Raw genomic sequence first — 21,985 nt, 5'->3', positions numbered from 1 at the left:
GTCGGTGGCTATCCCTTTCGAACAAGGAAGCTTTGTTTCCTCGCGAAGGCGGGGATTCAGACTGGGCTCCCGCCTTCGCAGGAGAACAAGGGCGCCGTACGATCGCCGACTTGTATGTGTTTGAAGGGGTACCGAACCTGTCCGGGTGACAAGGCTTCAGCTGATACCTAGGTCCGCCGGCCCGAATGCATCCGGCAGCAATTCCGACACGGTGTAGGTGCGAATCGCTTCGCCTGCCGCGGCGCCGCAATGGACGGGCAGGTCGCGCCCGCCCATCTGTGCGGCTTCGTTGATGACCTGGCGACAGCGACCGCACGGGCTGACCGGCGAGGTGCCGGTGGCGCGACCCTCGGCGTCCATCGCGCCGCCGATCACGCCGATCGCGACGATATCGCGGAGCCGACCTGCAGCGCTGGCGGTGGCGATCGCGACCGTTTCCGCACACAGCGACAGGCCGTAGCTGGCGTTCTCGAAATTCGCGCCGGTGATGACGGTGCCATCGTTCAGCAATACCGCCGCACCGACCGCGAACCGCGAATAGGGTGCGTGGGCGTTGCGGGCGGCGTCACGTGCTGCGGCGACGAGTTGTATTGCGTGTTCGGTCATGATGCTACCACGTCCCAGTTTACCGGTCCCTCGATCCCGTCGATGCGACGAAAATCGCTCGCGCGCCACATCCGCCACGGTCGCGCGGTGTAGTCGGGCTTGAAGATATTCTCCACCGCCCATAGCGGCCGCGGGACGGCGTCGGACAGCGTGTATTGCGAGTCCACCGCCTTGCTGATCCGTAGCATGACCGGCTGCCTGGTGTGCGTCTCGACCATCGTCACGAACTGCGCGATGTCGGCGATCAGCGTCGCGCGGTCCGGCCTCGCGGTGCAGTCGTCGTGGAACGCGATGTCGACCGCGGTCGGCAACGCGTCCGAGGTCCGCGGCACGAAGGTGTTGAACGCGTTCGCCTGCTCGTCCGCGCGCTGACACAGCGAATAGACATGGACCGCACCGCGGCGCAGGCCGGCGTCGGGCAACGCCGCCCAGTTCGCCTCGAACGTCGGCTCGCGGCGGTCGGTGCCCGAGGTCGCGACGATGTAGGCGAAGTCGGCACCGCTCGCGCGCACCGTGCCCCATTCGACTGGCCCGGGGTTTTCGGCGAGGTCGATGCCCTGCAGCGGGTAGTGCTTGACGTCGGGGTGCCAGCCGGTCGCGGCGGTCCAGCCGCAAATGCCGACGAAGCCTGTTGCGGCGAGCGCGGCCGCGAATTTCAGAAGTGCGTGAGCCATGGGTCTTCTAGTTGCGAATGTGGAGGACGCAGATCAGCGTGAACAGCCGTCGCGCGGTGTCGAAATCGACCTCGATCTTGCCGTCGAGACGCTCCTTGAGCAGCTCGGCAGCTTCGTTGTGGACGCCCCGGCGGGCCATGTCGACCGTCTCGATCTGCGCCGGGGAGGATTGCCGGATCGCCTGATAGTAACTGTCGCAGATTGCAAAGTAATCGCGGATCGGCCGGCGGAAGCGACCGAGCGCGAGCACCAGCGTCTCGAGATGCGTGTCGTCCTCGCGGTGGATATGGATGCCGAGGCGCCCTTCCTCCGACTGGAGCTTGATCTTGTAAGGGCCGGCATAGCCGTCCGGGTAGGCGCGCTGGGGTGCGAAGTGATTGCCCTCGATCAGGTCGAAGATCGCGATCCGGCGTTCCTGCTCGACGTCGGGCGAGCGCCAGCCGAGACTAGTCTCGTCGAGTTGCACGTCGATGATCCGCGGGTCGGCCATACCGGTTCGATAGCGGGGCGCGTTCGGCCTGTCACTTATCCCCAGCATTCCGGCGCGAGCAGCTTGGACGAGGGCCGATGCTTCGCGTAGGTGAAGGGGATGGCAACTCTCGCATTCCCCGTTCCCGCCGTGGCCGAGCCGCAGCAGCTTCCCCGCAATGTCGAGGCCGAGGCCGCGATGCTCGGCGCGATGATGATCGACAACCGGCTCGCGGACGATCTCGTGGACAAGCTCGAACCGGGGCATTTCTTCGAACCCGTCCACGGGCGGATCTTCGCGGCGATCAAGACGCTGCGCGGCAACGACATGCTCGTGACGCCAGTGACGCTGCGGCCGATGTTCGATGCGGACGAGGGTATGCGCGAGCTTGGCGGACCGGCGTATCTGGCCGGGCTGACGGGTAGCGGCGCGGGACTGATCGGCGCGCGCCAGTTCGCGCAGCAGATCTATGACCTGGCGATGTTGCGCGCGCTCGTGTCGGTCGGCCGTACGCTCGTCGATCGCGCGATGGACACGTCCGAGGAGGTCAATCCGCGCGCACAGATCGAACTCGCCGAAGAAGAGCTGTTCAAGGTCGCGGCGGATGGTGGTTCCGAGAACACCGTAAAGTCGTTCGCGCAGGCGACGACCGCGGCGGTCAAGATGGCCGAGCGCGCGCTGAACTCCGGCGGCAATCTGTCGGGCGTCACGACCGGCATCGATTCGATCAACGCCAAGATCGGCGGCATGCATCACAGCGATCTGATGATCCTCGCCGGTCGTCCGGGCATGGGCAAGACCTCGCTCGCCACCAACATCGCGTTCAACGCCGCGCGGCGCTGGATGCGCGACATGGCCGACGGGATCGCGCCGAAGGATTCGGTCGGCGCGAAGGTCGCGTTCTTCTCGCTGGAGATGTCCGCGGATCAGCTCGCGACGCGTATTCTCGCCGAGCAATCGCAGATCAGTTCCGAATCGCTCCGCATGGGCAAGATCAGCCGAACCGAATTCGCCCAGCTCGCCGCCGCCGCCGCCGAGCTGGAGAATCTGCCGCTGTTCATCGACGACACCGGCGGCCTCTCGATCGGCGCGCTGCATACGCGTGTCCGCCGGTTGCAGCGTCGGCATAACAACGAGATCGGGCTGGTGGTGGTCGATTACCTCCAGCTGCTGTCGGGCTCGGGCAAGAGCAAGGACGGCAACCGCGTCCAGGAAATCTCCGAGATTTCGCGCGGGTTGAAGACGTTGGCGAAGGATCTCAACGTCCCCGTATTGGCGCTGTCGCAGCTGTCGCGTGCGGTGGAATCACGCGAGGACAAGACGCCGATGTTGTCGGATCTTCGCGAGTCCGGCTCGATCGAGCAGGACGCGGACATGGTCTGGTTCGTGTACCGCGAGGATTATTACGTCGCGTCGAAGGAGCCCAAGCGCCCGGCGGAAGGGGACAGCTCGAAGATCTTCGAGGACCACGCGTCGTGGGCGGCGGAGATGGAGCGGGTCTACGGCCTGGCGGAACTGATCATCGCCAAGCAGCGCCACGGTGCGACGGGCAAGGTCCGGATGAAGTTCGACCCGACGATCACCAAGTTCTCGGATCTCGCCGAGTATTGATCCGCTTCTCCCTCGCCCCTTCGGGGAGAGGGAAGGGGCCCGCGGCTCTTGCCGTGGGAAGGGAGAGGGGAGTGTGGCTCGGGACGGTCTATCCCAACGCCCCTCTCCCTTCCGTCGCTACGCTCCTCCCTCCCTCTCCCCGTAGGGGCGAGGGAAAGCGGTCAGATCATCGGGTCGTAATCGGTGGGGGCGTGGATGCCGCATTCGACCTTGTCGAAACTCCGCCACCGGCCCGCGCGGGGGTCTTCGCCGGGGGCTACCTTGGTCGTGCACGGCGCGCAGCCGATCGAGAGATAGCCTTGCGCCTCCAGCGGGTGCCGCGGTAATTCATGCTCGGCGAAATAGGCGTCGAGCTTGGCCTTGTCCCAATCCGCCAGCGGGTTGATTTTCAGGCGGCCCTCATCCTCCTCGAACCTCGGCAAGGCAGTACGGGTCCCCGACTGAAACCCCTTCCGCCCTGATATCCACGCATCGAACGGGGCGAGAGCCCGCCGCAACGGTTCGACTTTGCGCAGATCGCAGCAGCCGTCGGGATCGTAGGACCAGCGCAGGCCCGTCTTGTCCTTGATCGCAAGCAACCGCGGATCGGGGCGGAACACGCGGAGATCGGTAAAGCCCAGTTTTTCCGCCAGCTCGTCGCGGTACGCCAGCGTCTCGCCAAACATCTTCTGCGTATTGGTGAAGATCACCGGCACGTCGACATCGACCTGCGCGACCATGTGCAGCAGCACCGCCGACTCGGCGCCGAACGACGACACCGCCGCGATCCGCCCGCGCAACTCGCCGACCAGCAGTTCGAACAGCATCTCCTGCGCGGAGACGCCTTCGAACCGCTCCTGCATCGCCATCGCATCGGCACGCGTGAACGCCGGCGTGACGTCGATCATGTCGAGTTGGCGCGCGGGCTCACCCATGGCGCAACTTCCACACCGGCACCGCGCCGTCCGCCGCCTTCTGGTACGGCGTATCGTAGCGTTCCAGGCTCACACGCAGCACGTCGATATCGATCGGTGCTTGGGGCGCGAAGCTGTCGAACCCGCAGCGTCGCATCAGCGGAATCTGGTCGACCAGGACATCACCTTGCGCACGCAGTTCGCCGGTATAGCCCGCCTCGCGCAGGATTCGCGCGGACGAATAGCCACGCCCATCACGGTAGCCGGGGAAGCTCACCTCGATCAGCGCAAGCTGGTCGATCTGCGGCAACAGCGCGCGCGCGTCGTCGCCTGCCTCCAGGCGCACGGCGGCGGCGTTGCTCTGGCCGATGAACGAATCGAGCGTCACCGCGGGCTCGTCATGCGGCTCGTCGTCGCGGAAGCGGAGTAGGGTGTCGCTCATGCTTTCTCTCCCGATCCACGCAATGCGCCCGTCATGCCAGCGACCATCCTCGTCATCCCAGCGAAAGCTGGGATCTCGTGGTTCGGGTCGGGCGTGCTCCACCGGGATACCCCAGCTTTCGCTGGGGTGACGGATGGGGGGGCTGGGGTGACGGACAGAGACGCTGGGGTGACGATCGGGTCATCCATAGATCGCCTCCTTGAACGTCTCAAAGCCGACGCGGCGGTAGGTGTCGAGGAAACGCTCGCCGGGATCGCGGACCTGCAGGTACCGGTCGGTGACGCGTTCGATCGCGTCGACCACGCCGTCCTCGGAGAAACCGGGGCCGGTGATCTTCGCGAGGCTCACGTCCTCAGCGCCCGAGCCGCCTAACGAGAGCTGGTAATTCTCGGTGCCTTTCTTGTCGACGCCGAGGATGCCGATGTGGCCCGCGTGGTGATGCCCGCACGCATTGATGCAGCCGCTGATCTTGAGCTTCAGTTCGCCAAGGTCACGCTGGCGATCGAGACTGCCGAAGCGCGTCGCGATCTTCTGCGCGAGCGGGATCGAGCGCGCATTGGCGAGGCTGCAATAATCTAGACCGGGGCAGGCGATGATGTCGCTGATCAGGTCGAGATTAGCCTCGGCGAGCCCGGCGTCGTTCAGCGCTGACCACACCGCATGCAGGTCGGCGATCCGGACGTGCGGCAGGACGATGTTCTGCGCATGCGTGACGCGCAGTTCGTCGAAGCTGTAGCGCGTGCCGAGATCGGCCATCACGTCGATCTGATCCGCCGAAGCGTCGCCGGGGATGCCGCCGATTGGCTTCAGGCTGATGTTGACGATCGCATAGCCGGGCTGCTTGTGGGCTTTAACGTTCTGATCGAGCCAGACCGCGAAGTCGGGATCGCTGCGGTCGATGTCGGTCGAGGCATTGGCGTCGAACTCCGGCGCGCCGAAGTGGCTCGTGATACGCTCTAGCTCGGCCCGTGGCGGATCGAGGCCGAGGCCCTTCACCGCGGCGAATTCCTCCTCTACCTGACGGCGATATTCGTCGGGACCGATCTCGTGGAGCAGGATCTTGATCCGCGCCTTGTAGATGTTGTCGCGCCGGCCGTAGCGATTGTAAACGCGCAGGCACGCCTCGAGATAGCTCATCAGGTCGTCGGCGGGGACGAAGTCGCGAATCTCGTGGCTGATCATCGGCGTGCGGCCCATGCCGCCGCCGACATAGATTTTCGCGCCGAGTTCCCCGTCGCGGACGTGCAGCCCGATGCCGATATCGTGGAGGCGCATCGCCGCGCGATCCTCGTCCGCCGCGATCACGCAGATCTTGAACTTCCGCGGGAGGTAGGTGAATTCCGGGTGGAACGTCGACCATTGGCGGATCAGCTCGGCCCAGGGGCGCGGGTCGGCGACCTCGTCCGCGGCGGCGCCGGCGAACTGGTCGGAGCTGATGTTGCGGATGCAGTTACCGCTGGTCTGGATGGCGTGCATCTCGACCGTCGCCAGCTCCTGGAGGATGTCCGGCGTCTGATCGAGCTGGATCCAGTTGAACTGGATGTTCTGCCGCGTGGTGAAGTGCCCGTAGCCGCGATCGTATTTCCGCGCGATATGGCCGAGCATCCGCATCTGGCGGCCGTCGAGCGTTCCGTACGGCACCGCCACGCGCAGCATATACGCGTGCAGCTGGAGGTACAGGCCGTTCATCAGCCGGAGCGGCTTGAACTGGTCCTCGGTGAGCTCGCCCGAGAGGCGGCGGCGGACCTGATCGCGAAACTCGTCGACGCGCTGGTCGACGATCGCCTGGTCGTATTCGTCGTATTTATACATGCGGGGTTCCGGAGAAGTTTTGGTTCACGCGAAGCCTGTCCTGAGCGAAGCCGAGGGGGCGCGATGGCGCGAAGAGATTTAAAAGAAGAGTTTGCGCGCAGAGGCGCAGAGGCGCGGAGGAGAAGTGTTCTAAGGGAGCTTCCGCGTAAGCGGCCAGCAAATCTGTCGCGGCTAGCGAGTGTGAAGGCCGCTGCGCGGCAGGCGCAACATCTCCGCGCCTCTGCGCCTCTGCGCGAAACACCTTCTTGCTAACCTCTTCGCGCCTTAGCGCCCCTTCGACTTCGCTCAGGACAGGCTTTGCGTGAATCATATGACCCAGCTTCCCGCATTAGGATCGGCGGGTTTGAGGGTCAGGTCGGGCCGCATCGTTGGGCCCAAAGCGCGGATGCGGTCCTTGATGTGGGCGGGGCGGGGGCCTTCGTCGGTTTGGGTCGCCTCGATCAGATAAGGGACGTTAACGCGGCGGGCGCCTTCCTCGGCCTGGAGGATCGATTCACCTGACACGCCGACGTCGACCGCGTCCTCGATATGACGCGACCAGCCGTTGCCGGTCCACCATACCACGTCACCGGTGGGGAGATCGTTTCCAGTCAGGATCTTCATGCGGCGGCTGCCTCTGCTACGCGGGCCCAGCGGGCGAGTTTGTCTTCGGCGTCCGATAGTTCGACGACTTCGCCGACGACGATGATCGCGGGGCTCTGCACCGCTTCACGCGCCACCATAGCGCCGAGATCGGCTAGAAGCGTGCGGATCGCGCGTGAGCCCTTGAGCGTGCCGCGTTCGAGAACGGCGACAGGCATGTCGGGTGCGACGCCGTCGGCCATCAGCTTGTCGGCGATGTCGGTCGCGGTGGCGATGCCCATGTAGATGACCAGCGTGCGCCCCTGGCCTGCGAGTCCTGCCCAGTTCTGCTCGCTGAGGCCCTTGCACTGGCCCGCGACGAAGCTGACCGCGCTCGAGTGATCGCGGTGGGTGAGCGGCAGCATGGCTTCGGCGGCGCAACCGAGTGCGGCCGAGACGCCGGGGATCACCTCGACAGGGAGCCCAGCGGCGCGGACGGCTTCGACTTCCTCGCCACCGCGGCCGAACACGAACGGGTCGCCGCCCTTCAGACGGATCACGATCGCGCCGGTTTTTACATGCGCGATGATCAGCGCGTTGATCGCCTCCTGCGGCAGCGTGTGGCGCGCGCGCTGCTTGGCGACCGAGATGCGCTGCGCCCCCGGCGGCGCGATGTCGAGCACGCGCGGATCGATCAGACCATCATGCACGACGACGTCGGCGGTCTTGAGCGCCTCGACCGCGCGGACGGTGAGGAGACCGGGATCGCCCGGGCCCGCCCCGACGAGGATGACGCGCCCGCGCGCGGTTGGGTCTAGGAGACTTGCCATGTCACCGGAGATGGGCGGCAACACGCTGCCCCGCAACCGAATGATGCTTTGGCGGGGGGTAGGATTGCTTTCCGTGGTCGGTCAGCCGTCGCTGAGGCCAATGCCGATCGACGCACGCGCGCTTTCGGATTCGCTGCTGACGACCGGGTAGGCGCAGTAATCCGCCGCGTAATAAGCACTTGGGCGGTGGTTGCCCGACCAGCCGATCCCGCCGAACGGAGCCCCGCTGGAAGCGCCATTGGTCGGCTTGTTCCAGTTGACGATGCCGGCGCGGATGTTCGCCCAGAAGCGGTCGTAGAGCGCGGGTGTCTGGCTGATGAGCGAGGCGGACAGGCCGTAGCGCGTGTTGTTCGCTTCGGCGATCGCGGCGTCGAAATCGTCGACGCGGACGATTTGCAGGATCGGGCCGAACAGCTCGATGTCGGGGCGGTCGGCGATGTCGGTGACGTCGATCAGCGCAGGTTTCAGGAACGGCAGGTCCGCGACAGGACGTTCGAGATGGCGGATCGCGCGGCCGCCCCGGGTAAGCAGTTCGAGGAAGCTCTCGCTGAGCTGGTCGGCAGCTTCGTTGTCGATCACCGGGCCCATGAATGGGGAGGGGGTCGCGTGCGGTTCGCCGACGATGATCCGGCCGACCATCTTGTCGAGCGTGGCGATCAGCGGGTCGTAGAGCCTGGTGTCGACGATCAGCCGGCGCGCGGCGGTACAGCGCTGGCCCGCGGTGGTGAAGGCGGACTGGATGATCAGCACCGCCGCGGTGTGCAGGTCGGGCGTGTCCCAGACGACGATCGGGTTGTTGCCGCCCATCTCGAGCGCGAGGATCTTCTCGGGCTTGTCGGCGAAGGCGCGGTTGAGTGCGAGACCGGTGCGCGCCGAGCCGGTGAACAGCAGCCCGTCGATATCGGGATGCGCGGCAAGTGCCTTGCCTTCGTTCGGGCCACCGATGACGAGGCGGATGCACTCCGCGGGCACGCCAGCGGCGCGGAAGCACTCGACGAGGAAGGCGCCAACCGCGGGTGTCTTTTCCGACGGCTTGAAGACCACCGCATTGCCGGCGATCAGCGCGGGGACGATGTGCCCGTTGGGCAGGTGCGCCGGGAAGTTATACGGCCCGAGCACCGCGAGCACGCCGTGCGGCTTGTGACGGACTGCGATGCGTGTCCCCATCGTCGCCTCCAGCCGGCGCTGCGCGGTGCGATCTGCATAGGCGCTGACCGAGATGTCGACCTTGGCGATGACCGTCTCGACTTCGCCGCGCGCTTCCCAGATCGGCTTGCCGGTTTCGCGCGCGATCAGGTCGGTGAACGCGTCGTTGCGCTGGCGGACGATGTTGGCGAAACGCCGCATCGTCTCGATCCGGAAGGCGAGCGGTTTCGATGCCCAACTCGACCAGCCGGCGCGGGCGCAGGCGACTTCGGCATCGACGTCGCCGACCGGATGGCGCCAGAGGACCGCGCCGGTGGCCGGTTCGTGGGAGATGATCTCGTCGGACATGGCGCTGCTCTTGCCTCAAATCAGGGATGATTCCAATTATTCGGCGAGCGCGTCTCCCATGTTGCGGATCGCGGCGACCTTTGCGTTCAACAGCGTCCAGTCGTCGTTCTCGGCGATCGGCGCCCAGATCGCCTCCACTTCGTCGATGAGCATGCTGCACGGTTCGCCCGACCAATAGGGGTGCGAGCGATCTTTGCGGGGTTCGTACGACGCGAGTGCGGCGCGGACTTCGGTCCAGGGTTCGGCGTAGGTGTCGGGCAATTCCCTACCGAACGCGTCGAAGAAGAACCGGTCGATGCCGACACCCGAGGTGCGGAGTGCGCGCTCGGTGGCCTGGACGAGGTCGCGGTCGGTGTCGGGATCACGCGAGCGGACGCCGAGGCGCCAGAGGATCGCCTGCGTGACTTCGGGTTGATAGCGCGGGCCGAACTGGTCGAGCGCAGCGACAAGCGGCTCGCTCTCCGCGATCTGGCGGAGTGCGACGGCCAGTTGCATCACGTCCCAGTGGATCGCCTCGGGCTGGCGGCCGAACGCGTAGAGCCCTTGGTGGTCGAAATAGGCGGCGGTGAAGGCGGGATCCCAGGTCGGGGCGAAGCGCCACGGGCCGTAGTCGAAGCTCTCGCCGGTGACGTTGATGTTGTCCGAATTGAGCACGCCGTGGACGAAGCCGGCCGCCATGTAGCGTGCGGCGAGGCGCGCGGTGCGGCCGACGACGAGGTCGAGCAGGCGGACCGGGTCGTCGCCGTCCTCGTCGTACAGGTTGCGGAGCGTGTAGCCGACGAGTTTGCGAAGGCCGGCTTCGTCGCGTTCGTAGGCGAGGCGCTGGAAACTGCCGATGCGGACGTGGCTGTGGTTGAGACGGACGAGGACGGCGGAGCGTGTCGGGCTGGGTTCGTCGCCGCGGTGGAGGTGCTCGCCGGTCTCGATCAGCGACAGCGTGCGCGAGGTGGGGACGTTGAGTGCCTCCAGCATTTCGGTCGCGAGGATCTCGCGGACACCGCCCTTGAGCGTGAGGCGGCCGTCGCCGGCGCGGCTCCATGGGGTCTGGCCCGAGCCCTTGGTGCCGAGGTCCATCAGGCGACCGCGATCGTCGCGCATCTGTGCGAAGGTGAAGCCCCGGCCGTCGCCGAGATCGGGATTGTAGTTGCGGAACTGATGGCCGTGATAGCGCAGCGCGAAGGGCTGGGCGAGCGTGCCGGGCAAAGGCTCGAACCGGCCGAAATGGCGGGTCCATTCGTCATCGGTCAGCGTGTCGACGCCGATCTGCGCGGCGGCGCGGTCGTTGCGGAAGCGCAGCCGGGTCTCGGGGAAGTCGGCGGGTGCGACGGGATCGAAGAAGCCGTCACCAAGGTCGAGGAGCTTTGCTTCGGGGCGATACACTTGCGGGCGGGTAGGCATGCGGCGATATGGTGGCCGCTACCCGAAGGACGCAACCATGGCCGCTCACGAAAACCTCTATTGGTGGTCCAACGACGGGCTGAGACTGCACGCGAGAGACTATCCAGGGGGCAAGGAAGGTCAGCCGCCGATCCTCTGCATGCCGGGCCTCACGCGAAATGCGCGCGATTTCGACGCGCTGGCGGCCAGGCTGGCGGGGCGCTGGCGCCTGATTGCGATCGATTTCCGCGGACGCGGCGAAAGTGCGTACGCGAAGGATCCGATGTCGTACGTGCCGCTGACCTACGTGCAGGACGTCGAGGCGTTGCTGACCGAACTCGGCATCGATCGGTACATAGCGTTCGGCACGTCGCTCGGTGGGATCGTCACGATGCTCATGGCTGGACCTTCCAGAGGGCGGATGATGGCGGCGCTGCTCAACGATGTAGGGCCGGAGATCGATGCGCAGGGGCTGTCGCGGATCCGTGGCTATGTCGGCAAGGCGAGCGTCTTCCCGACCTGGATGCACGCCGCGCGCTGCGTCTCCGAGAACAACGCCGACGTCTATCCCGATTGGCAGATCGAGGATTGGCTGGCGATGGCGAAGCGGCTGTACCGGCTCAACAGTTCGGGGCGGATCGTGCTCGATTACGACCTCAAGATCGCCGAGCCGTTTCGCGTGCCGGGGAACGAGGCGGGGCCGGACATGTGGCAGGCGCTCGCCTCGCTCCGCGACGTGCCGACGCTGATCGTCCGCGGCGGGCGATCGGACCTGTTGTCGGCGGCGACGGCGGAGCGGATGGCGGCATCGCTCGACCGGGCGGAGCTGGTGACGGTGCCGGGCGTGGGGCATGCGCCGACATTGAGCGAGACGATGCTGCAGGAGCCGATCGACCGGTTGCTGGCGCGTGCGCTTGAGGGGGCGGCGATCCGCGCTTAGGGGAGGGCGGCGCGGCGTGTTCTGCCCGCAATCTGCTGACAAGCCGGGATACTTGATGACCGAACTCTCCGACGCCCACACGACCGTCCGCCCGCTGAAGGGCCGCCGTGCGATCATTACCGGGGGGACCACCGGGATCGGCCGGGCGATCGCGGTGCTGCTCGCGGCGGAAGGGGCCAAGGTGTTCATCTGCGGCCGCGACGAGCGCTATCTGCAGGACGCGCTCGCGCGCATTCGCGAAGTCGGCGAGGGCGACGGGATGATCACCGAACTCGCCGATCCCGACAAGGTTCGTGCGTTCTTCGATGCGGGCGAGGCGTATCTCGGCGGCTTCGACATCACTGTCGTCAACGCGGCGGTTGCGGCGGGCGGTCTGATGCAGATGAGCGAGGACGAGCTCCGCTATGCGATCGCGGTCGACTTCACCGCGTATTTGCTCAGCGCGCATCATGCCGCGCACCGGATGACGCCGATCAGCGACATCGTCATCATCGGCTCGCTGAGCGCGCATATCCTCGGGCCCAGCTCGACCGTGTATGCCGGCATCAAATCGGGCATCGCCGGGTTCGCCGAGGCGCTGCGGCGCGAGGTCGGCCCGAAGGGGATCAAGGTCTCGCTGGTCGAGCCGGGCAAGGTCGGGTCCAACATGCAGTATCCGGACGTCCCCGACGACAAGCAGCGCCAGATGATCGAGGCGGAGCAGATGCTGCGCGCAGAGGACATCGCGGTCGGGGTGGAGTTCGTGCTGACGCAGCCGACGCGGACGGTGATCCAGCAGATCGTGATAGTCCCGCGGGCGCTGGAGGGGGAATAGGCGCGCCGACTGAAGGGCATTGAGGGAGCAAGCGCGGCGCCCTTTCCGTCATCCTGACGAAAGTCAGGACCCAAAGTAACGGCGAACTACCCTTGATGACCCTGGGTCCTGACTTTCGTCAGAATGACGGAGTAGGTGGGGCGACGTCGCCGGACGTAAATTAAAGGAGTACAGCATGTTCGACCAGCTCGTCTTCACCCCCGCCGACATCGACCTGTCGCGCTCGCCACTGGCGGGCAAGGTCGGCGCCGAGACCTATGTGCTCGGCGCGTTCAATCCGGGGATGACGCGGCTGGCGAACGGCAATCTGTTGCTGATGGTGCGCGTCGCCGAAGCACTGCGCCAGCCAATCAAGAACGGCAACGTGCATGCGATCCGCTGGCAGGACGGCGCATACCTGCTCGATGCGTGGCCGTTGCAGATGGTCGATACGAAGGATCCGCGGAAATTCCTGATCCCCGGTGGCGGGTGGAAGGTGATGGCGTTGACGTCGTTGTCGTGGCTGCTGCCGGTCGAACTCGATGCCGAGGGCCGCTCGGTGGTCGCGGTGCATTACGATAAGGCGATCGCGCCGCGCACCTCGTACCAATGCTACGGCGTCGAGGATGCGCGGATCTCGAAGGTCGGCGACCGCTATCTGATGACCACCTGCTCGGTCAGCCCGGAGCGGCATTCGACGACGTTGTATTCGTCCGCCGATGCGCTCGACTGGCAGCTCGAGGGGATCGTGCTCGATCACCAGAACAAGGACATGCTGATCTTCGAGGGCCTGATCGCCGGGCAGTATTGGGCGCAGACCCGCCCGCTCGGCGACCTGTATTTCGCCTACCCGCCGGGCAGCGAATGGCGCAGCGGCCCCTCGATCAACCTGTCGCGCTCGCCCGATGCGCTGCATTGGAAGCCGCACGACAAGCCCGGTATCCGCCCGCATGCCGCCACCGTCGCGACCGCGCGGATGGGCGGCGGTGCCCCGCCGATCCTGACCGACCGCGGGTGGCTGACGCTGTGGCACGGGGTGGAACCGTCTGGCGTGGTCGGGATCTATCGGACGTACTGGTCGATCCTCGACAAGGACGACCCGTCGATCACCATCGCGACGCAGCACACGCCGTTGCTGGAACCCAACCCCGTGCTGACCGAGCCGCTGAAGGACAGCATGTACCTCGACAACGTCGTCTTCACGACGGGGATCGCGGACGCAGGCGACTTCTACGTGGTGGCGAGTGGGGAGGCGGACCTGGCTTGCCGGATCACGCATATTCGCAAGGGGGTATTTGCGACGTAAAACGCTCTTGGCGTGAATGGCGGAGATGGGAGGAAAGCGGACATTCAATTTCTAGCCCTCTCCCGCCTTCGCGGGAGAGGGTTGGGTGAGGGTCTTTCTTCTTCTAGGCTCGTCGGATGTATCCGGTACGCCGCCAGATCAGTCGCCATGCCGCCCGCCTGCGGCGCGAACGTACCGATGTTGAGCAGATCATCTGGCTCGCCGTGCGCAATCGTCGGCTGGGCGGCTTCAAGTTCCGCGAGCAGCATACGATTGGTGACCATTATGTGGCCGATTTCACCTGTCTCGAAGCCATGCTGATCGTCGAACTCGACGGCAGTCAGCATGACCCGAAGATCGACGCACCCCGCACCGCCTTTCTGGAGGCGAAGGGGTATCAGGTGCTCCGCTTCTGGAACAGCGACATCATTGAAAATCGCGAAGGCGTTCTGGAAACGATCCTCGTTGCTCTCCTGGCGCGAGCCGCGAAGTAGAAGAAGACCCTCACCCAACCCTCTCCCGCGAAGGCGGGAGAGGGCTAGAAAGTGTCCGCCATAGGGCGCATCGGTCGCGATAGCGCGGGTTCATCTGCTACTTTCCTAAGGCTCCATGGTTGCTGCCTACCTTGAAACCCCGTCCAGAAATCGGCATCGCTCGGGCATGGCCGCTTCCGTGAACATCCTCCACCTTCACTCCTCGTTCGACCTTGGCGGCAAGGAGGCGCGGGCGGTTCGGTTGATGAATGCGTTTGGGGATCGTGCCAGGCATACCATCGTGTCGGGGGTGCCCGATGCCCTTAGCGCGCGGGACTCGATAGCGAAGGGCATTCGCTACGAGATCGCGCAGAATCCGCCGCCGCTGACCGGCAAGCCTTCGGTCAAGCGGTACGAGGCGATCGCGCAGTATATGCGGCGGTTCGACCTCGTGCTGACGTATAATTGGGGCGCGATCGACGGGGCGATGGCGCGGCGCGCATTCAGCAAGGGGGCGCCGCCGCTCGTCCATCACGAGGATGGGTTCAACGCCGACGAGGCGTCCGGGCTCAAGATCGAGCGCAACATCTACCGGCGGCTGGCGCTGAGCGCGGCGCATGCGTTGGCGGTGCCCTCCGAGGTGCTCGAAGGCATCGCGCTGAATACCTGGAAGCAGCCGCGCGCGCGCGTGCACCGGATCGTCAACGGGATCGGCACCGCCTATTACGCGCAGAAGCCCGAGCCGAAGGCGATCCCGGGGTTCGTGCCCAACGCCAAGGAGATCGTGATCGGTGCGCTCGCGGGCCTGCGCGAGGTGAAGGACCTGACCGCGCTGGTGCGGGCGGTCGGCGGCGTGTCGGGGCGGGTGCGGCTGGTGATCGTCGGCGAGGGGCCGGAGCGCGCGAACATCCTGCAGGCCGCGGCGGCGATGGGGATGGCGGACAAGCTGGTGCTGCCCGGATTTCTTGATCGGCCGTATCGGTATATCGGCCATTTCGACATGCTCGCGGTGTCGTCGCGGAGTGAGCAGTTTCCGATCTCGGTGGTCGAGGCGATGGCCGCGGGCCTGCCGATCGCGAGCTATCCGGTCGGCGACCTGAAGCGGATGGTCGCGCCTGAGAACCTGCCGTTTGTGACCGACATCGCCAACGAGGTTCGGTTGCGCGACGCGTTGCAGGCGCTGGTGGCCGATCCTGCGCTGCGGGCCTCGGTGGGTGCTGCGAACCAGGCCAAGGCGCGGGCGGAATTCGACGAAGCGGTTATGATCGCTCGCTATCGCGCGCTGTACGAGGACGCGCTCGGGCGGCCGGGTGCGCTGGGCGATATGCTAACCTAGGTCTTAATATTGCTCGCGCGCTGCGTCCTTGCGATATAGGGGGCCGTATTTTCCGGGAGAGGTGACGTCGTGTTCAAGGGCCTGAAGCCTATCGTCTATAACGGTCGGGAAGTCTGGCCTCTGGTTGAGGGCGGCAAGGGCGTCGCCGCGACCAACCACGCGTCGGCCGGCGCCTGGGCTGCGGCCGGGGGCATCGGCACGGTCTCTGCCGTGAATGCCGACAGCTACGATCCCGACGGCAAAATCATCCCGCAGGTCTACGAAGCCTTGACGCGACGTGCGCGCCACGAAGAACTCGTCGAATACGCGATCGAAGGCGCCGTCCAGCAGGTCGAGCGCGCGTACGAGATCGCCGACGGCAAGGGCGCGATCAATATCAACGTGTTGTGGGAAATGGGCGGCGCGCAGCGGATCCTTCACGGCGTCCTGGAGCGCACGCGTGGCAAGGTCGCCGGCGTCACCTGTGGTGCGGGCATGCCGTACAAGCTGTCCGAGATCACCGCGTCCTACGGCGTCAGCTATCTGCCGATCGTCAGCTCCGGGCGTGCGTTCCGCGCGCTGTGGAAGCGGGCCTATTCGAAGGCGGCCGAGTGGCTGGCCGCGGTGGTGTACGAGGATCCCTGGCTTGCCGGCGGCCACAACGGCCTGTCGAACGCCGAGGACCCGTTGAAGCCGCAGGACCCGTATCCGCGCGTCAAGGAACTGCGCGACGTGATGCGCGAGGGCGGCATCAGCGACGACGTGCCGATCGTGATGGCGGGCGGCGTCTGGTATCTGCGCGACTGGAACGACTGGATCGACAATCCGGAACTCGGCACGATCGCGTTCCAGTTCGGCACGCGGCCGCTTCTCACGCGCGAGAGCCCGATCCCCGAGGGCTGGAAGAACGCGCTGACTCAGATCGAGCCCGGCGACGTGCTGCTGCACAAATTCTCGCCGACAGGGTTCTATTCGTCGGCGGTGCGCAATCCGTTCCTGCGCTCGCTCGAGGCACGGTCCGAGCGCCAGATCGCCTTCTCGACGCAGGAGGCGGGCGACCACGTGTTCCAGCTCGACGTCGGCGTGAAGGGCAAGAACTTCTGGGTGACGCGCAACGACTTGCTCCGCGCACGGCAGTGGTTCGGCGAGGGCTATACCGATGCGCTCAAGACGCCGGACAACACGCTGGTGTTCGTCAGCCCGACCGAGAAGGGCATGATCCGCAAGGACCAGGCGGACTGCATGGGGTGCCTGTCGCAATGCTCGTTCTCGAGCTGGGCGGATACCGAGACGAACTCGACCGGACGGCTGGCCGATCCGCGTAGCTTCTGTATCCAGAAGACGCTGCAGGACATCGCGCATGGCGGCGACATCGACCAGAATCTGATGTTCGCGGGGCACGCGGCGTATAATTTCAAGAAGGATCCGTTCTATTCGAACGGCTTCGTGCCGAGTGTCGGGCAGCTGGTCGATCGGATTTTGACGGGGGATTGAGGTGCGCGGGCTTCGCGGGGCCATCTCCCGTGCACTTGCTTGAGGTGTCGGGCTGCGTCGTGCCAGGGATGCGTCGCCAATCCGTTCAAAACTCCGTCACCCCAGCGAAAGCTGGGGTATCCCTCGTGACAGCGAACGGAGTCATGACGAGACCCCAGCTTTCGCTGGGGTGACGGGTTTGGCTCAGGGTGGCGGAACATGCCAGGTGCCGTGTATCGCACGGTGTCGTATCGCGTGACGCTAGTCGTTCCATGACGCTCTATCGAAAGGGCAGGGGGCAGATATGACGCTATACGCTTGGTGGCTGTTCGTGGTCGCGGTGTTCCTCCTGTGCGGGACGCCGGGGCCGAACATGCTGCACGTCATGACGCGCAGCATCGCCTTTGGCGCGCGGCGCAGCGTCGCGGCGATGGCGGGGTGCCTGACTGCGCTGGTGATCGTGTTGGCGGCGTCGGCGGCGGGCGTGTCGGCGTTGCTGGCGGCGTGGCCGCGGGTGTTCGATGCGTTGCGCTATGCGGGTGTCGCGTATCTCATATGTCTCGGGATCAAGGCATGGCGCGGGGCGGGGTCGCCGATCGATCTCGGTGGCGATGCGCTGCCCCAAAGCTGGTCGGCCCGGCGGCTGTTCCGCGGCGGGTTCGCGATCGGCATCAGCAACCCGAAGCTGCTGCTGTTCGCGGCGGCGTTCCTGCCGCAGTTCGTCGATCGCGCGTCGCCGCAAGCGCCGCAGTTCGCGATCCTGGTGGTGACCTTCGCGGTGGTCGAGAGCTTCTGGTACGGCGTGTATGCAGCGGGCGGACGGACGCTTGCGAGGTCGCTGACGCAGCCGGCGTTGCGGCGCGCGTTCGACCGCGTGACGGGCGCGATCTTCATCGGCTTCGGGCTCGCGTTGCTGCGGGTGCGAACGTAGCAACGGGGTAACATTGACGGCGATGCCATTGCCGTTTGGCGTCATTGCGCGCATACTGCACGCATCGCGGCGCTTCGTACGGGCAGGCTGCGACTGAGAGATGCTTTGCGCTCCCGCTCCGAGCCGGGAATGCCGCATGACGATCTTTTCTACCAGCGCACCACGGGCGATCCGGTCATGACGACCGGTGCGGATACCGTCGTGCCGATCTCGCGCGCGGTGAATGTCAGCGTCGAGCAGCCGCAGGTCGTGGCGATGTGCAAGAAGCACGACGCGATCATCAGCGCGATCGAGACGCTGCCGTCGGGCGGCACACGCGTAGTGCTGATGAACAGTGTCGACGCCGCCAAGATCATCAAGGCGTTCGGGTCGAAGGTGCTGACTGGGACGGTCGCGCGAACGCATTGGATGCGTGCAGTCTGAGATCAAGATTGCAATCCTCCCCCGCCAGGGGGAGGTGGCTGGCATTTGCCAGTCGGAGGGGGAGGCAAGCGAAACCTCTGTTCCGTGTCCTCCCCCTTCGTCACCTTCGGCGACACCTCCCCCCGGCGGGGGAGGATCGAGCGTTTAGGCGGCGATAGATTAGTCGGCGACGGTGCCGACCACTGCGCCACCGGCACCACCAACGGCGGCACCCTTCTCGACGCTACCACCGGTCGCTGCGGCAACGCCTGCGCCACCGGCTGCACCGATGCCCGCGCCCTTGAGCGTCGAGCACGCGCTCACCGACACGGCGGATGCGATCAGCAGGGCGGAAATGGCGAACTTCTTCATGGGGATACTCCTGTCTCTCCGGGGGTATCCAACAAATGCTGCACCGCGGGATCAGTTCCGAAACTGATCCAGATTGTATTGGGGCGTTACAGCCAGCCGTCGAGCACCTGATCGGGCGGGCGGTGGCCGTCGGCCCACATCCGGATATTCTGGATGACGCGCTCGCCCGATGCCATCCGGCCTTCGAGCGTCGCCGAGCCCATATGCGGCAGCATCACGACGTTGGGCAGCGCGAGCAGCCGCGGATCGATCGCCGGCTCATGCGCCCAGACGTCGAGCCCCGCGCCCGCCAGTCGCCCCGCTTCGAGCGCATCGACCAGCGCGCCCTCGTCGACGATCCCGCCGCGTGCCGCGTTGATCAGATACACGTGTGGCCGCATCAGCGCGATCCGGCGCGCATCGATCAGGTCGCGGCTGTCGGGGTTGAGCGGGGTGTGGATCGTCACGATGTCGACGCTGCTGAGCATATCGTCGAGCGAGGCGTGGAAGGTCGCCGCGAGTTGCGCCTCGCGGACCGCGGGCAGGCGGGTGCGATTGTGATAATGGATCGTCAGCCCGAACGCGCGCGCCCGGAGCGCGACCGCCTGGCCGATCCGCCCCATCCCGACGATGCCGAGCGCCTTGCCGCCGATCCGGTGGCCGAGCATCCCGCCCGGGCTCCAGCCGTTCCACTGGCCCGAGCGCACCAGCTTCTCGCCCTCGGCCAAGCGGCGCGGTACCGACAGGATCAGCGCCATCGTCATGTCCGCGGTGTCTTCGGTGAGCACCCCCGGCGTGTTGGTGACGATGATTCCGCGCGCGCGCGCCGCCTTCAGGTCGATATGGTTCACGCCCGCGCCGTAGTTCGCGATCAGCTTTAGGCGGTCGCCTGCGCCCGCGATCAGGTCGGCGTCGATGTCGTCGGTCACGGTCGGGACGAGCACGTCGCAGTCGGCCATCGCCGCCGCGAGCTGCTCGCGGTCGAGCTTGGCGTCGGCGCGGTTGTTGCGCGTGTCGAACAGCGCCTCCATCCGGTCCATCAGCGTATCGGCCAGCTCGCGCGTGACGACGACCTTGGGGTTTGGACAGCGGCGTGTGTCGGTCATCGCGACGGCTTGGCGAAGGCGCGCGCGCGCGTCAACTTGCGCCGTTCATGCCGCCGTCGCTGGGCACGTCAATGCGGTTGAGGAACGGGCGGCGTCGGGATAGGACGGGGCTCGCCATTTAGGACTCGATCATGCGCATTCTCGCCGCCGCGCTTTCCGTTCTCGCTGCCGTCGCGCTGATCCCGGACCCCGCGGTCGCCGCCGATGCGAAGAAGAGCGTGCCGTATTACGCGTCGATCTCGGCGTCGCGCGCGCGGATGCGGACCGGGCCGGCGCGAACGTATCCGGCGAGCTGGCTGTATCAGCGCCAGGATCTGCCGATCAAGGTGGTCGCGATCTTCAAGGAATGGCGCAAGGTCGCCGATCCCGACGGTACCGAAGGCTGGATGCAGGCCAATCTGCTCAGCGGCACGCGCACCGCGATCGTCCACGGCGCGGGGCCGGTGGAGCTGCGCGAGAAGCCCGCCGCGTCCGGCAAATTGCTGTGGCGCGCCGCACCCGGCGTGGTCGGGCGGTTGAGCCAGTGCGGCAATGGCTGGTGCCGGTTCGACGTGAAGGGGCAGGCGGGGTTCGTCGCGATCGGCGGGCTGTGGGGCGTCGAGGCGGGCGAAACGCTGCCCTGACGCCGCTTCGGCCGGCTACGCGGGCACTCTGGTTCTTGCCGTCGCCGGGTTCGAGAAGACCATCGCGTCGTCGACCGAGCCGAACTTCAACGCCATCAGATCCAGCGCGTAATTCTGGTTGAGCTTCCACGGTTTGCGTTCGCCCTGCGTCGGCAGTGCCGCGGCGGCGCGCTGGACATAGCCTGAGGTGAAGTCGAGAAACGCTTCGTTCTTCATCGTCGGGTCGTCGTTGTGCGGGGTCGCCTGGCGCAGGCCGCGCTTGGTCATCGTGTTGAGCAGGCGGCAGACATACACCGCGGTCAGGTCGGCCTTCAGCGTCCACGACGCGTTGGTATAGCCGAAGGTCGAGGACAGGTTCGGCACGCCGTCGAACATCATGCCCTTGTACTGGAGCCGCCCGGCGAGCTCGATCGGCTTGCCGTCGAGGCTGAACGCGACTCCGCTCATCAATTGCAGCTCGAGGCCGGTGGCGGTGACGATCACGTCGGCGGGCAGGTCCTTTCCCGAATCGAGGTGGATGCCGTCGGGCGTGATCTGCGCGATCGTGTCGGTGACGATCGAGGCGGTGCCGGCATTGATCGCGGTGAACAGGTCGCCGTCGGGCACCAGGCAGACACGTTGGTCCCACGGGTTGTAGCGCGGCGTGAAGTGGGTGGCGACGTCATAATCGGGGCCGAGTTGATCGCGGACCATGCCGATCATCCGCTCCTTCACGACCGCGGGCTTCTTCCGCGCCATCCGGTAGAAGAACATTCCCATCAGCACGTTCTTCCACCGCGTGATGCCGTACGCGGCCTTGGCTGGCAGCTTGCCGCGCAGCCAGTTGGCAACGCCGTCCTCGCCGGGGCGTGCGACGATGTACGTCGGCGAGCGCTGGAGCATCGTCACATGCTCGGCGGTCTTCGCCATCGTCGGCACCAGCGTCACGGCAGTCGCGCCGCTGCCGATCACGACGACTCGCTTGCCGCTATAGTCGAGGTCCTCGGGCCAGAATTGCGGGTGGACGATCTGCCCGGCAAAGCTGTCCGCGCCCTCGAACTCGGGCGAATAGGCCTTGGCGTAATTATAATAGCCCGCGCACATCGAGAGGAAGTTGCAGGTCAGCTTCACCGGGCCGTCGGGTCCGGTCGCCTCGACCGTCCAGCGCGCGTCCTCGGTCGACCACGCGGCGGACTTCACGTGATGGCCGTAGCGGATTTTCCGGTCGATTCCGTACGCTTGCGCCGTTTCCTCGACATAGGCGCGGATCGAGGGGCCGTCGGCGATCGACTTGGCCGCCGTCCAGGGGTGGAAGACGAATCCTAGCGTGTGCATGTCCGAATCGGAGCGGATGCCGGGATAGCGGAACAGGTCCCACGTCCCGCCCATCGACTGCCGCCCCTCGAGGATCATGTAGGTCCGGTCGGGGCAGCGCGTCTGCAGGTGGTAGCCGGTGCCGATCCCGGAAATGCCGGCACCCACCACGATCACGTCGACATGTTCGGTCATGCTGCATCCTCGCGCCCCGGCGTTACGCCGTAGGTT

At 66.0% G+C, this 21,985-nt stretch carries 23 protein-coding genes; 10 read left to right on the top strand and 13 right to left on the bottom strand.

What is annotated here, in order from left to right:
• Positions 1-156 precede the first annotated feature (156 nt).
• Genes cdd through C8J46_RS04440 form a run of 3 tightly spaced genes read right to left on the bottom strand, consistent with a single transcriptional unit; the run spans position 157 to position 1,770 of the window.
• On the bottom strand, positions 157-606 hold the full coding sequence (gene cdd / locus C8J46_RS04450; protein WP_132735531.1) for a cytidine deaminase: 450 nt from the start codon (positions 604-606) through the stop codon (positions 157-159).
• Positions 603-1,280, bottom strand: coding sequence for a GH25 family lysozyme (locus C8J46_RS04445; RefSeq protein WP_132735528.1), 678 nt, complete (start codon positions 1,278-1,280; stop codon positions 603-605). The genes cdd and C8J46_RS04445 overlap by 4 nt, the downstream gene beginning before the upstream one ends.
• Before the next feature lie 7 nt (positions 1,281-1,287).
• On the bottom strand, positions 1,288-1,770 hold the full coding sequence (locus C8J46_RS04440; protein ID WP_132735525.1) for a UPF0262 family protein: 483 nt from the start codon (positions 1,768-1,770) through the stop codon (positions 1,288-1,290).
• A 99-nt stretch (positions 1,771-1,869) separates the two neighbouring features.
• Between C8J46_RS04440 and C8J46_RS04435 the strand changes: the two genes are divergently transcribed.
• The gene (locus C8J46_RS04435; protein WP_056063049.1) at positions 1,870-3,360 is read left to right on the top strand and encodes a replicative DNA helicase; all 1,491 of its coding nucleotides are present in this window, start codon (positions 1,870-1,872) and stop codon (positions 3,358-3,360) included.
• 161 nt (positions 3,361-3,521) lie between these two features.
• Here C8J46_RS04435 and C8J46_RS04430 read toward each other — a convergent pair whose 3' ends face one another.
• The 7 genes from C8J46_RS04430 to C8J46_RS04400 form a co-directional block, all read right to left on the bottom strand.
• Entirely contained in the window at positions 3,522-4,274 is a 753-nt protein-coding gene (locus C8J46_RS04430; protein ID WP_132735522.1) for a phosphoadenylyl-sulfate reductase, read from the bottom strand.
• Entirely contained in the window at positions 4,267-4,695 is a 429-nt protein-coding gene (locus C8J46_RS04425; protein ID WP_132735519.1) for a DUF934 domain-containing protein, read from the bottom strand. Before C8J46_RS04425 ends, C8J46_RS04430 begins: the two co-directional genes overlap by 8 nt.
• A gap of 180 nt (positions 4,696-4,875) precedes the next feature.
• Positions 4,876-6,507, bottom strand: a complete 1,632-nt coding sequence (locus C8J46_RS04420) for a nitrite/sulfite reductase (RefSeq protein WP_132735516.1) — start codon at positions 6,505-6,507, stop codon at positions 4,876-4,878.
• Between the two features lie 306 nt (positions 6,508-6,813).
• The gene (locus tag C8J46_RS04415; protein ID WP_132735514.1) at positions 6,814-7,110 is read right to left on the bottom strand and encodes a DUF2849 domain-containing protein; all 297 of its coding nucleotides are present in this window, start codon (positions 7,108-7,110) and stop codon (positions 6,814-6,816) included.
• Entirely contained in the window at positions 7,107-7,898 is a 792-nt protein-coding gene (cobA, locus tag C8J46_RS04410; RefSeq protein ID WP_132735511.1) for a uroporphyrinogen-III C-methyltransferase, read from the bottom strand. The genes C8J46_RS04415 and cobA overlap by 4 nt, the downstream gene beginning before the upstream one ends.
• An 81-nt stretch (positions 7,899-7,979) precedes the next feature.
• Positions 7,980-9,392, bottom strand: coding sequence for a succinylglutamate-semialdehyde dehydrogenase (gene astD / locus C8J46_RS04405; RefSeq protein WP_132735508.1), 1,413 nt, complete (start codon positions 9,390-9,392; stop codon positions 7,980-7,982).
• 36 nt (positions 9,393-9,428) lie between these two features.
• The gene (locus tag C8J46_RS04400) at positions 9,429-10,790 is read right to left on the bottom strand and encodes a protein adenylyltransferase SelO (protein ID WP_132735505.1); all 1,362 of its coding nucleotides are present in this window, start codon (positions 10,788-10,790) and stop codon (positions 9,429-9,431) included.
• A 37-nt stretch (positions 10,791-10,827) separates the two neighbouring features.
• On the opposite strand from C8J46_RS04400, the gene C8J46_RS04395 reads away from it, so the two are divergent.
• From C8J46_RS04395 to C8J46_RS04360, 8 genes are all read left to right on the top strand, one after another.
• Positions 10,828-11,709, top strand: a complete 882-nt coding sequence (locus tag C8J46_RS04395) for an alpha/beta hydrolase (protein ID WP_132735503.1) — start codon at positions 10,828-10,830, stop codon at positions 11,707-11,709.
• 55 nt (positions 11,710-11,764) lie between these two features.
• Positions 11,765-12,523, top strand: coding sequence for an SDR family oxidoreductase (locus tag C8J46_RS04390; protein WP_132735500.1), 759 nt, complete (start codon positions 11,765-11,767; stop codon positions 12,521-12,523).
• Positions 12,524-12,698: 175 nt separating this feature from the next.
• Positions 12,699-13,808, top strand: a complete 1,110-nt coding sequence (locus C8J46_RS04385) for a glycosidase (protein WP_132735497.1) — start codon at positions 12,699-12,701, stop codon at positions 13,806-13,808.
• A 116-nt stretch (positions 13,809-13,924) separates the two neighbouring features.
• A complete protein-coding gene (locus C8J46_RS04380; RefSeq protein WP_165886454.1) occupies positions 13,925-14,281 on the top strand; it encodes a DUF559 domain-containing protein in 357 nt (118 codons plus the stop codon).
• Positions 14,282-14,447: 166 nt separating this feature from the next.
• Positions 14,448-15,596: a glycosyltransferase gene (locus C8J46_RS04375; protein ID WP_132735494.1), complete on the top strand. Its 1,149-nt coding sequence runs from the start codon at positions 14,448-14,450 to the stop codon at positions 15,594-15,596.
• Between the two features lie 69 nt (positions 15,597-15,665).
• Positions 15,666-17,069: a nitronate monooxygenase gene (locus C8J46_RS04370; RefSeq protein WP_132735491.1), complete on the top strand. Its 1,404-nt coding sequence runs from the start codon at positions 15,666-15,668 to the stop codon at positions 17,067-17,069.
• 283 nt (positions 17,070-17,352) lie between these two features.
• Positions 17,353-17,979 carry a LysE family translocator gene (locus C8J46_RS04365; RefSeq protein WP_132735488.1) on the top strand — a complete coding sequence of 209 codons (627 nt, stop codon included), beginning with the start codon at positions 17,353-17,355 and terminating at the stop codon, positions 17,977-17,979.
• A 129-nt stretch (positions 17,980-18,108) separates the two neighbouring features.
• Positions 18,109-18,402, top strand: coding sequence for a hypothetical protein (locus C8J46_RS04360; RefSeq protein ID WP_165886448.1), 294 nt, complete (start codon positions 18,109-18,111; stop codon positions 18,400-18,402).
• Positions 18,403-18,561: 159 nt separating this feature from the next.
• Here the strand turns inward: C8J46_RS04360 and C8J46_RS04355 are convergent, their stop codons facing one another.
• Positions 18,562-18,753: a hypothetical protein gene (locus C8J46_RS04355; RefSeq protein WP_207894108.1), complete on the bottom strand. Its 192-nt coding sequence runs from the start codon at positions 18,751-18,753 to the stop codon at positions 18,562-18,564.
• An 86-nt stretch (positions 18,754-18,839) separates the two neighbouring features.
• Complete coding sequence (locus tag C8J46_RS04350; protein ID WP_132735480.1) at positions 18,840-19,838, bottom strand: D-glycerate dehydrogenase; 999 nt, start codon at positions 19,836-19,838, stop codon at positions 18,840-18,842.
• 131 nt (positions 19,839-19,969) lie between these two features.
• On the opposite strand from C8J46_RS04350, the gene C8J46_RS04345 reads away from it, so the two are divergent.
• Positions 19,970-20,461, top strand: a complete 492-nt coding sequence (locus tag C8J46_RS04345) for an SH3 domain-containing protein (protein ID WP_132735477.1) — start codon at positions 19,970-19,972, stop codon at positions 20,459-20,461.
• Positions 20,462-20,476: 15 nt separating this feature from the next.
• Here the strand turns inward: C8J46_RS04345 and C8J46_RS04340 are convergent, their stop codons facing one another.
• Positions 20,477-21,949, bottom strand: a complete 1,473-nt coding sequence (locus C8J46_RS04340) for an NAD(P)/FAD-dependent oxidoreductase (RefSeq protein ID WP_132735474.1) — start codon at positions 21,947-21,949, stop codon at positions 20,477-20,479.
• Positions 21,950-21,985: the final 36 nt, after the last annotated feature.

The organism is Sphingomonas sp. PP-F2F-A104-K0414, assembly GCF_004340945.1.
In the GTDB taxonomy this organism is placed as follows: Bacteria; Pseudomonadota; Alphaproteobacteria; order Sphingomonadales; family Sphingomonadaceae; genus Sphingomonas.
The sequence above is the reverse complement of the archived record's forward strand: the minus strand, read 5'-3'. Positions and strand labels throughout refer to the sequence as shown.